Below are 290 nucleotides of genomic sequence, written 5' to 3' on the forward strand. Positions count from 1 at the left end.
GATCATTAACACGACTCCAGGGAAGAGCCGAATTCGGCAATATTATTGTCATTGTATGAAGGATATCGGGCATAGTAGCCCTGTATTAAATATTGACTTTTTCACCGATGCGTCAAGAAAAGCGGCTGAAATTTTTACGATCGGGTACATAGCGAGGGAAAGTATGGAACGTTGCGGCTGGGTGAGTCAGGACCCGCTTTATATTGCCTACCATGATAATGAATGGGGCGTGCCTGAAACTGACAGTAAAAAACTGTTCGAAATGATCTGCCTGGAAGGGCAGCAGGCTG

At 45.5% G+C, this 290-nt stretch carries 1 protein-coding gene; it reads left to right on the plus strand.

The annotated features are described in order from the left end of the window. Nucleotides 1-55: 55 nt before the first annotated feature. A partial coding sequence (locus LZP73_RS20320; RefSeq protein ID WP_234236749.1) for a DNA-3-methyladenine glycosylase I occupies nucleotides 56-290 on the plus strand: 235 nt, incomplete at its 3' end.

The organism is Shewanella sp. AS16 (assembly GCF_021412365.1).
Lineage (GTDB): Bacteria > Pseudomonadota > Gammaproteobacteria > Enterobacterales > Shewanellaceae > Shewanella > Shewanella salipaludis.